Genomic DNA, 11,076 nt, shown 5'->3' with positions numbered 1-11,076 from the left:
GTAATTTCGGTTAAAACGCCATAGGCGATTTAATAATAAATACATTATGTACAAGAGTGATGTTATTTATTTAAGAACATTGTTCAATAGGAGGACAACACTATGAAGTTACTTGATGGAAAAGTTGCAATTGTAACAGGTGGAACAAGAGGTATTGGATTAGCAATCGTTAAAAAGTATTTGGAACAGGGAGCTACAGTAGTACTTTCTGGTTCAAGAGAAGAGACAGCGAAGAAAGCAGTAGAAGCATTAAAGGCTGAAGATCCTTCATGTAAGGTATCTGGTATCTGGACTGATCTATGTAATCCGGAAGATATTAAGAAAGATTTTGGGAATGTAAAGAAAGAGTATGGTTCAATTGATATCTTAGTAAATAATGCTGGTATATCCTCTAGAGATTCAATCTTTGACTACAAACAAGAAGATTTTCAAAAGATTATGGATTTGAATGTAAATGCTGTTTTCTATTGTTCTCAAGTTGTTGCTGAGTTTATGAAAGAACAAGGTGGTGGAGTTATTCTTAATACAAGTTCAATGGTTAGCCTCTTTGGACAAAGTACTGGTTGTGGATATCCAACTTCTAAGTTTGCGGTTAATGGTATGACAAAATCATTAGCACTAGAACTAGCACCTTATCATATTCGTGTCAATGCAGTAGCACCCGGCATTACAAGAACAGATATGGTTTCTAGTTTGCCAGAGGCTCTTATTAAACCATTAATTAATACAATTCCACTTGGTAGAATGGGTGAGCCTGAAGAAGTAGCTGATGCATTCGTATTCTTAGGCAGTGATATGTCGAGTTATATCACTGGTGTTGTTTTATCCGTAGATGGCGCAGCTAAGAATTAATTTTTTAATCGAAATTAGGAAACTTGTAATATAGAATTTAATGTGGTAATCTAAATGACATATATTTAGATTACCATTTTTCGTGAGGCAAAACTCTATTTAAGTTTCCATGGCTTCTTATCTGACGTACTATGACACGAAACACGCTGCACACCTAAGTACTTCTAAGTGTGTACTCAAGATATCTATAAGTTACGGAAACGCCTTCGATTCGGCATGCTGCCTCCCTAGTGCGATGACATAAAGGTTAATTAAAATTGTTAATTACAACATCGCACGGCTTGCCAGGATTCCATGCCTGGCATTCCTAGGTTATGCAGTACACACTAAGAAGTACTATAGATGTTTCGCTATCGTTTCTTAGTCATAGTACGTCAGCTAAGAAGTAAGTCTAGTTTATTGAGAGTTTTGCTTATCTACTTTATTATAATATAAGAAGAAGGAGTTATAAGATGAATCCCAAGACAAAATCAAATTGCGAATGTTGTAGCAACTATGTATATGATGAAGAATATGGATACTATCAGTGTGAAGTAAATTTAGATGAAGATGAGATGGTCCGATTTTTACAAGATAAATTCTATAATTGTCCGTATTTCCAACTTGATGATGAATATAAGGTTGTAAGGAAGCAGATGTAATCAAAAGGGGGCTGGAAGAAAACAGAACTAATTTTATTTACACAATAGGTCATTCATGAAAGGGTTGGATATTACAATGACAGATGGGAAACTAAAAGGCAATTATTTGGAGAATACAGCGATTGTATGCTTGATTGCAACAATATGTTGTATATTATGGGGGAGTGCATTTCCAGCAATTAAGATAGGATATGGATATTTTGGAATTGGTGGAAACGATTCTGCGTCTCAGATTTTATTTGCGGGGTGTCGTTTCGCGTTATCAGGAATCTTTACTATAGTATTAGGAAGTGTGATGAGTCGCAAGATTTTAACACCAAAGAGACAATCATTGAATAAGATTTTTATATTATCTTTGTTTCAAACGGTATTACAATATATTTTCTTTTATATAGGATTAGCGAATACATCGGGAGTGAAGGCTGCCATTATTGGAGGTTCGAATGTATTTATATCAATCATTATTGCATGTGTGTTCTTTAGGCTAGAAAAACTATCTTGGAAAAAGATTATTGGATGTATACTTGGATTTGCTGGTGTTGTAATTATTAACCTTGCTAAAGATGGATTAGATTTGCATATGAAGTTTACTGGTGAAGGTTTCGTTTTGTTAAGTGCAGTAGCAAACGCAATATCATCAGTTTTTATAAAAAGTTATTCTAAAGATGAAAATCCAGTAGTATTAAGTGGCTATCAATTCTTTGTGGGTGGCCTTATTATGATGTTACTTGGGGGAGTATGGGGCGGAAAACTTACAGTTATTACTGGTAAAGGAATTGGTATGTTAATTTATCTAGCTATGGTGTCAGCTGTGGCATACGCGCTATGGGGAATTCTTTTAAAATATAATCCGGTATCTAAAGTTGCGGTTTTTGGATTTGTTAATCCAATCAGTGGAGTAATATTATCATCTATATTTTTAAATGAGGATAACCAGACTTTTGGGATGAAAGGGTTGATAGCATTAGTTTTAGTTTGTATGGGAATTTTTATTGTTAATTATCAAAGAACTAATGAGAGTAGGAGGATAAGATGACAAATAAACAAGACTATAGATTATTAGGTGCTATTGATAGGAAGGAATTAGTAGAAGAAGGAGCTATTTACTTTGAACGAATTGAAGAAGGATTTCGTCAGTATCAATGTAAGGTAATTGAGGGAACGGAGGCAGAGCTAAAGAATATGGTGCGTGCTCTTTGGGAAGATAACGGTAAAGATCATGCATATGTAGATTGGTATTATGGTACATTATTACCAGAAGAACAAGAACGAATTCGCAATGTCTTGTCTATTACAGGAAGAGAGGCGCTGAAGCATTATGAAAAATGTAAAGAGTTGTTGTTTTTACCCCTAACTGAAGAATTGTTTGAATTAACTATGGAATTTAATCTTACAGAGTCTTTATTTTGCACGTATTATTTCTGCAAACAACCTTGTACTGTTTGGGGAAATTATGATAATAAATTTCAATGTTTCTATAAGTAAAAAATAAATAAAAAGATAATAATAAGATAATAATAAATAGAGTGTTAAGCTTCATGAGAACCTTTTGTCTAGAAGACAGTGAGTGGTTTCATGTAGTTTGGCTACTCTATTTATTTTTTACCTTCTTATTTTAAAAATAGGCGATTACTGCTTTTGACTTATAATGAATGAAAATGACAGAATAATATAGAAATACGATTACATATGAACTTATTTGACTGAAAATGAAAGAATATGATTGACATTGAAAGAAAATGATGGTATTATAATGCTATACTAGTAGTGAAAATTCGAGGGGAGAATGAATATGCTAACACAGGAAAGACACAACCTAATACTTCAAGTTTTGCAAGAAAGAAAAGCTGTAACAGTAACAGAACTTACGAAAGAACTAAATGCGTCGGAATCAACGATACGAAGAGATCTTATTACACTACATGAGATGGGGAAGCTTAACAAGGTACATGGAGGAGCAACAGTATTAGAGAATATAGCTACCTTGGAAGAGGATGTAGAGACAAAATCATCATTGAATATCGAGGAGAAGAATGAAATAGGACGTTATGCGGCATCCTTAATAAAAGATAATGATTTTGTGTATATTGATGCAGGGACTACAACTTTAAAGCTTGTTGATTATATATCGAACACGAAAGCTGTTTATGTAACGAATGGTTTTGTACATGCTAAGAAGTTAGTCCAAAAAGGTTGTAGGGCTTATGTGATTGGCGGTGAATTGAAGCTTTCAACAGAGGCGTTAGTAGGGGCAGAAGGTATACATAACCTTAGAATGTATAATTTCACAAAAGTATTCTTAGGAACAAATGGTATTAGCATTCATCAAGGAATGACAACACCTGAGATTGAAGAAGGACTTATGAAAAAGGAAGCAGCTTCTCGTAGCTATATGACATATATATTAGCTGATCATTCGAAGTTTGATAAGGTTACATCTGTGACGTTTGCGTCGATTGATCAAGTGTGTATTATAACGGACTATGTGCCAAATGAAGAATATAAAGAAGTCGCAATTGTAAAGGAGGTATGCAAGCAATGATTTATACAGTAACATTTAACCCAGCACTGGATTATGTAGTAAGAGTAGAGAAATTGATAACTGGGCATGTAAACAGAACAACGAGTGAAGAAGTTTACTATGGTGGTAAGGGAATTAATGTGTCTGTGTTGTTACAAACACTTGGGTTAGACAGTGTTGCGCTTGGATTTATAGCTGGTTTTACAGGAGAAGAGATTGAACAAGGTGTTAAGTCACAAGGAATTCAGACAGATTTCATACGATTACCAGAAGGCCTAAGCCGTATCAATCTTAAGATTAAAGCAGATAGTGAAACAGAGATTAACGCAAATGGTCCTTCGATTCCTGATACTGCTATTAATGAATTGTTTGAGAAGTTAGACCAATTAATGGAAGGTGATACTTTAGTATTGGCAGGAAGTATACCAAGCACATTACCAGATAATATATATGAGCAGATTATGGAACGATTATTTGAGAAACGTATTTGTTTTGTGGTGGATGCTACCAATGATTTATTAAAAAATGTCCTTAAATACAAACCATTCTTAATTAAGCCTAACAACCATGAGCTAGGAGAAATGTTTGGCGTTACGATAGAAACAGAAGATGATATTATTAAATATGCACATGAGTTACAAAATATGGGCGCTCGTAACGTGCTAATCTCAATGGCTGGAGATGGAGCAATTTTAATAGATGAGAATAACCTTGTACATCGTATGGGAGTTCCAAGCGGTAAAGTTGTTAACTCCGTAGGTGCAGGAGATTCTATGGTAGCAGGTTTCCTAGCGGGTTATATTCAAACAGGTGATTATAATGAAGCATTACGTTTGGGTACGGCTTCAGGGAGTGCAACAGCATTCTCGTCTGGGCTAGGTAATAGAGAACTTATTGAATCTTTATTACAAAGTCTATGATACTAAAGTGAAATTTGATTAGTGTCTCATAGAGAACAATTTTATTGATATGAAACATAACAAATTAAATTAATGATAGGAGTTGGTAGTATGAGAGTAACAGACCTTCTAAAAAAAGACGCGATTGCTTTAAACGCATCGCCAAATTCAAAAGATGAAGCATTACAGATTTTGGTTGATTTACATGCCAAAGTTGGTAATGTTAATAACAAAGAAGAATACAAAAAAGGTATTCTTGCTAGAGAAGAGCTAGGAACCACAGCAATTGGAGAAGGACTAGCAATTCCGCATGCAAAAAACAAAGCAGTTGTAAAACCTGGACTTACAGCAATGACAGTACCAGCAGGTGTGGATTGTGATGCTATGGATGGTGCACCAAGTAAACTAATTTTTATGATTGCTGCTCCAGAACAAGGAGGAGATGTTCATCTTGAAGTATTATCTAACCTTAATGTAATGCTAATGGATCCTGTGTTCAGACAACGTTTATTAGATGCAAAAACGTCTGAAGAATTTTTATCGATTATTAATGAAAAAGAAATTGAGAAATTCGGAGAGCCAGAGAAAAAAGAATCAAAAGGATATCGTATCTTAGCAGTAACTGCCTGTCCAACAGGAATTGCACATACATTTATGGCAGCTGAGAGTTTAGAGCTAAAAGCAAAAGATCTAGGGTATACATTGAAGGCAGAAACCAACGGATCAGGTGGAGCAAAGAATATCTTAACAAAAGAAGAGATTGCAGCAGCAGATGGTATTATTGTTGCAGCAGACAAGAATATTGATATGGCAAGATTCGATGGAAAGCCTGTACTTAAAGTTAAAGTAGCTGATGGCATTCATAAGCCACAAGAATTAATAGAGAAGATTATTAATAAAGAAGTACCAATCTACCATCATTCTGGAGAAGTTTCAAGTGAAGGTAATGAAGGAAATGAAAGCTTTGGTAGACAATTATATAAGCACTTAATGAATGGTGTATCTCATATGTTACCATTTGTTATCGGTGGTGGTATTTTAATCGCGTTAGCTTTCTTATTAGATGATTATTCAATTGATCCAGCAAACTTCGGTACGAATACACCTGTAGCAGCTTTCTTTAAGCGAGTAGGTGGAGCAGCATTTAATTTCATGCTACCAATTCTTGCAGGATATATTGCTATGAGTATTGCAGATAGACCAGGTTTAGCTATTGGTTTTGTTGGTGGTTCCATTGCCTCAACAGGTATGACATTAACAGCAGAAACAGGAGTTCCAGCTGGTTTCTTAGGTGCATTATTAGCAGGTTTTATTGGCGGTTATTTAGTAGTTGGATTAAAGAAACTATGTAACAAGTTACCAGACAGTTTAGAAGGTATTAAGCCAGTATTGTTATATCCTCTTTTTGGTATCTTCCTAATTGGTTTAATTATGTGTGCTATTAATCCAGCAGTAGGAGGACTTAATACAGCATTAACAGACGCGTTAAATTCAATGGGAAGTGGAAGTAAAGTACTACTTGGCTGTGTTGTAGGAGGAATGATGTCAATTGATATGGGTGGACCATTCAACAAGGCAGCTTATGTATTTGGAACAGCCTCAATTGCCAATGGTAATTATGATATCATGGCAGCAGTTATGGTTGGTGGTATGATTCCTCCATTAGTAATTGCATTATCAACAACTTTCTTCAAGAATAGATGGACTGAAAAAGATAGAAAATCTGGTCTTGTAAACTACATCATGGGATTATGTTTCATCTCAGAAGGTGCAATTCCTTATGCAGCAGCAGATCCACTTCGTGTAATTCCTTCTTGTATTATCGGTTCAGCGGTTGCTGGTGGAATTTCAATGGCAATGGGATGTACACTTCGTGCTCCTCATGGAGGAATCTTCGTGTTCCCTGTAGTAGGTAATGTATTAGGTTATGTGATAGCATTAGTAGTTGGATCTGTAGTTGGTATGTTAATTTTATCATTGTTAAAGAAACCACTTAACAAATAAATGAATGTATCATTAAGGGATAAGAATAATAAATAGAGATATAATAACCTAAATTAACAAAATAAATTGCGAAATTCTTCTTTTAATACAAAGAGTTTCGCAATTTGTTATCTAAAATAAATAGGTTAAAAGGAGATAAAAAATGGTAAGCAAAAAATATACTATTAAAAATGAACAAGGAATCCATATGAGACCAGCAGGTATGTTAACAAAAGAAATGATGAAATTTGACTCGGATGTTAAACTTGTAGTTAATGGAGCTCCAACTAATGCTAAAAGTATTATGAACGTAATGGCAGCTTGCATTAAATGTGGTACTGAAATTGAAGTACAATGTAATGGAACAGATGAAGAAGCAGCATTAGCTAAATTTGATGAATTATACAACAATGGATTTGGTGAGTAAATCCTAGGGTGCGAGGTGCGTTGCACCCGCACCAATACTGGATAGAGAGCTAAGATAATAATAAATAGAGTTGCGTGCAACTCTATTTATTTTTTACCTTTTATAAAATCTTTACAACTGATTAAATCAACAGGTAAGAAATATCCTTGCTCATACATACAAACAGGACATTTCAAAGGTGCATTGGTACCTTCGAAGATATAGCCACAATTCACGCAAATCCAAACGGATGGTGAGGTTGCAGTATAGAGCTGGTTACTTTTTAATAATTCAGCTAGTTTTTCAAAACGGTCGCAGTGTATTTGCTCAACTTTCGCAATTTCAGTAAAGGCATATGCGACCTTTTGGAAACCCTCTTCTTGAGCTTTTTGGCTAAATTTTAGATAGACATCATTGGCTTCTTCATATTCATTGTGTTTAGCAAAGTTTAAAAGGTCCTCAAGGTTCTCGGATATATTAATTGGATAAGCCGCTGAGGATATTTCAATATTCTCTCCAGAAAATTCTTGAAGTAAATCATAGAATACCTTAGCATGAGCTCGTTCTTGATCGGCTGTGAATGTAAACAATTCCTCCACTGTTTTTTGTTTTTGTCTGTGTGCCACTTCTGCAGCAAAAGTATAGCGGTTACGAGCCTGACTTTCTCCTGCAAAAGCACGCATTAGATTTTCTTTCGTTTCACTTGTTTTAAAATCGACTGACATACAATTCCCTCTTTTCATATTAATAATTATTAATAATTCATAACAAGAATAGTATTCATATTTGGCAGAAAACTATACTTAATAACTCAAACTTCGCACTTGAAGATTTCGAGTAGTAGGTAACTGCTGTAAATGAAGTTTTTTATGTGCGAAGTTTGAGTTAATAAATTTAATGGAAATTTATATAATGTAAGATAGCACTTGATTAATTAAGTACATAAATGTTATAATTAAAATGTAAAAAACAGTATCAAATAGAAACTTTTAGGAGGTAAAATGGAGCGCATATTAAAACACAATTTAAAAATCGTAGTTGGCTGTATGATTGTGCTATTATGTATGACGGCCATAAAATATGGGGCATCAAAGGAAACAGTAATAGCGGCTGGTTGTCTGATTGCAGGCTGCATACTCAATTTGATTAATTATTATCTTAAAATTGATTATGAAAAACGAGCGATTGGAATGCTTGGTATAACTTTTATTTGTATTTGGGCATACTCGATCTCAGTTGGTGGAAGTTCAACAGCTGCAGTATCTGCTTATGTTCTTTTAGCAATGGCAACGTCTTATTTTAATAGTAAGCTAGTACTAAAATTTATAATACCTGTAGATATAATACAGATGGTATTAGCAATAATTATGCCAGCTGCAATTGAAGGATCTGATGGTCCAACGATTTTAGCAGCAAGTGAAAAAGTAATATTATTTTGGATAGCAAGTATAGTGATTTATCTTGCAACAAAGCGTGGCGAGTCTATGTACAAGGAGTCCATGATCATGGTGGAGGAAATATCTCACAATGAAGACATGACAATGAAAGTTGCTAATAGTCTGAATGACTCACTTGAACATACAGCAGGAGAAGTACATACAATGGCAAAACAAGCGGATAGCGTTCAGGTATCTACAGTGCAGATGCAAAAGGCAGTAGCAAGTATGACGAATGCAGTAGTTACTATGAACGACAAAATTGGAGATGCAGTTATAGCAATCAACAATAACTATGAGCTTGCCAACAAATTAGATCAAAGTTTTAATGATGTTACATTAGCTGTTAAGGAAGGAAATACTGGTGCTACAAATATGAAAGTATCCCTTGATGAAATGGGGAATACAATTGGTAGTGCTCAGCAAGCTACTGAAATATTGTTACAAGATATGAGTAAGATAACTGGTATTCTAGATGAGATTAATTCAATAGCATCACAAACAAACTTATTATCATTGAATGCTTCCATAGAAGCCGCAAGAGCTGGTGAACATGGGAAGGGATTCGCTGTAGTAGCTGATGAGATTCGAGCTTTATCAGAAGAGAGTGCAAAATCGGCTAGTAATATTAGGACGATAGTCACGACATTAACGAATACGGTAAAAAGTGTTTCAAATCGAATTACAGCGGGAGTAGAATCAGCTAAGACTGGTGTAAACAAAATGAATACATTAGTGAAATTACTAGAGAATATTGAACAAAATGCCAACGCTGCTGAAGTTATTGTACAACAGGAGTATCAGATAATTAATGGTATTAAGAAGAATTTTGATCTTGTTACTAGTGAGATTGAAACTTTAGTTGCTACATCTCAAGAGAATGATGCAATGATAACAAGTATATCAGAAAACATTACTGTTCAGAATGAAGCAATTAATAAATTTACAAATGAACTTGAGAATATTGAGAATATGGCTATGCAGTTAGTAGGAGAAACGGAATGAATAAAATATTAAAGAATAACTTAATAATTATTATTTGTGGTGTAATTTCGCTGATAGTTATGGCTATCTTTAGATATAGGTTAACGTTAAAAACGTTAATTGCCATCTCTGGTCTTTTGATTGGGATTTTGCTAACAGTTGGAATATATTTATCTAAATTACGGCCAGAACGAAAAGCTTATTTAATGTTATGGAGTGTCTCGTTATGTACTATAATGTATTCTATAGTAATTGGAGGAAGTTCCGCAGCAATTCTTACTAATTACGCCATATTATCCATGGCAGCATCATTTTTTGATTGTAAAATTATTAAACTTTATGCGATTCCAACTACGATTACGATGTTAATAGTAGCAATTATTACACCGGCAAGCATTGAGGGACCAATTAATCCATCTATAACGAGTGCAATATCGAAAGCTTTATTATTTGGTTTGACGAGTTATGTTATATATTTTGCAACAAATCGTGGCGAGGGCATGTATAATAAATCTATAGAGATGCTTGAAAAAATATCTAAGAATAAAGAGGTCACAAGTCAAGTTGCAATAGAGCTAGATGAAGCATTGCAACATACAGTAGAAGAAGTAAAAACAATATCAGAACAAGCGGATAATGTAAGAATATCTACCTTGCAGATGCAAGAAGCTATTGGAAGTATGGCACAATCGGTTGTAAATGTAAATGAAAAAATTGGAGATACAGTAGTATCGGTTGATCAAAACTATGATCTTGCAAAAGATCTTGATGAAAGATTTGGAGTTGTTGCAAATGCTTTAAAAGAAGGAAATGCAGGAGCTATCGATGTTAAAAATACACTTGACGAAATGGGATATACAGTTGGGTCTGCGCAAGAAGCTACCAATGAATTATTACATGAAATGGGTAGAATCACTAGTATTTTAGATGGAATTAATTCCATCGCTTCTCAAACAAATCTGCTCTCCTTAAATGCTTCAATCGAAGCCGCTAGAGCAGGAGAACATGGTAGAGGATTTGCTGTCGTGGCGAATGAAATCCGTTCTTTATCAGAAGAGAGTGCCAAAGCATCTAGCAATATACATAATATTCTTATGAATTTAGCAAGCACTGTTGAGACGGTATCGGATCGAATTACTGCTGGATCGGAATCAGCTAAATCTGGACTCGACAAGATGGATGAGTTAACGAGATTATTATCAAATATTGATCAAAGCGCCAAAGTAGCGGGAAGTGTAGTGCAGGAAGAATACCAATTAATTAATGGACTTAAGCAGAATTTTGATATTATTAATGGTGAGATTGAAACTTTGGTTTCTGCTTCAGAAGAAAATGATGTTATGATTACAAATAT

The 11,076-nt window shown here is 34.6% G+C and carries 11 protein-coding genes; 10 read left to right on the top strand and 1 reads right to left on the bottom strand.

Features of this window, described 5'->3' with window-relative positions; translation table 11 throughout:
• The first annotated feature begins 102 nt into the window (after positions 1-102).
• From ACW2QF_RS05430 to ACW2QF_RS05395, 8 genes are all read left to right on the top strand, one after another.
• Positions 103-852 (top strand): SDR family NAD(P)-dependent oxidoreductase, encoded by a 750-nt coding sequence (locus ACW2QF_RS05430; protein ID WP_455714978.1) that lies wholly within the window; start codon positions 103-105, stop codon positions 850-852.
• A 452-nt stretch (positions 853-1,304) separates the two neighbouring features.
• A complete protein-coding gene (locus tag ACW2QF_RS05425) occupies positions 1,305-1,493 on the top strand; it encodes a DUF6472 family protein (protein WP_455714977.1) in 189 nt (62 codons plus the stop codon).
• A 55-nt stretch (positions 1,494-1,548) separates the two neighbouring features.
• Positions 1,549-2,529 (top strand): DMT family transporter, encoded by a 981-nt coding sequence (locus ACW2QF_RS05420; protein ID WP_455714976.1) that lies wholly within the window; start codon positions 1,549-1,551, stop codon positions 2,527-2,529.
• The gene (locus tag ACW2QF_RS05415; RefSeq protein WP_455714975.1) at positions 2,526-2,978 is read left to right on the top strand and encodes a hypothetical protein; all 453 of its coding nucleotides are present in this window, start codon (positions 2,526-2,528) and stop codon (positions 2,976-2,978) included. The genes ACW2QF_RS05420 and ACW2QF_RS05415 overlap by 4 nt, the downstream gene beginning before the upstream one ends.
• Positions 2,979-3,285: 307 nt before the next feature.
• Positions 3,286-4,035 (top strand): DeoR/GlpR family DNA-binding transcription regulator, encoded by a 750-nt coding sequence (locus tag ACW2QF_RS05410; protein ID WP_455714974.1) that lies wholly within the window; start codon positions 3,286-3,288, stop codon positions 4,033-4,035.
• Complete coding sequence (gene pfkB / locus ACW2QF_RS05405; protein ID WP_455714973.1) at positions 4,032-4,934, top strand: 1-phosphofructokinase; 903 nt, start codon at positions 4,032-4,034, stop codon at positions 4,932-4,934. Before ACW2QF_RS05410 ends, pfkB begins: the two co-directional genes overlap by 4 nt.
• A 90-nt stretch (positions 4,935-5,024) precedes the next feature.
• Positions 5,025-6,917 carry a PTS fructose transporter subunit IIABC gene (locus ACW2QF_RS05400; protein WP_455714972.1) on the top strand — a complete coding sequence of 631 codons (1,893 nt, stop codon included), beginning with the start codon at positions 5,025-5,027 and terminating at the stop codon, positions 6,915-6,917.
• 142 nt (positions 6,918-7,059) lie between these two features.
• On the top strand, positions 7,060-7,323 hold the full coding sequence (locus ACW2QF_RS05395; RefSeq protein ID WP_455714971.1) for an HPr family phosphocarrier protein: 264 nt from the start codon (positions 7,060-7,062) through the stop codon (positions 7,321-7,323).
• Positions 7,324-7,409: 86 nt separating this feature from the next.
• On the opposite strand, the gene rbr is transcribed toward ACW2QF_RS05395, so the two are convergent.
• On the bottom strand, positions 7,410-8,027 hold the full coding sequence (rbr, locus tag ACW2QF_RS05390) for a rubrerythrin (RefSeq protein WP_455714970.1): 618 nt from the start codon (positions 8,025-8,027) through the stop codon (positions 7,410-7,412).
• A gap of 276 nt (positions 8,028-8,303) precedes the next feature.
• On the opposite strand from rbr, the gene ACW2QF_RS05385 reads away from it, so the two are divergent.
• Positions 8,304-9,743 (top strand): methyl-accepting chemotaxis protein, encoded by a 1,440-nt coding sequence (locus tag ACW2QF_RS05385; RefSeq protein WP_455714969.1) that lies wholly within the window; start codon positions 8,304-8,306, stop codon positions 9,741-9,743.
• On the top strand, positions 9,740-11,076 hold a 1,337-nt coding region (locus ACW2QF_RS05380), incomplete at its 3' end, for a methyl-accepting chemotaxis protein (protein ID WP_455714968.1). The genes ACW2QF_RS05385 and ACW2QF_RS05380, both read left to right, overlap by 4 nt.

This window comes from Anaerosporobacter sp., assembly GCF_965301125.1.
Note: the sequence above shows the minus strand (reverse complement) of the source record. Positions and strands in the feature narration are given on the sequence as shown.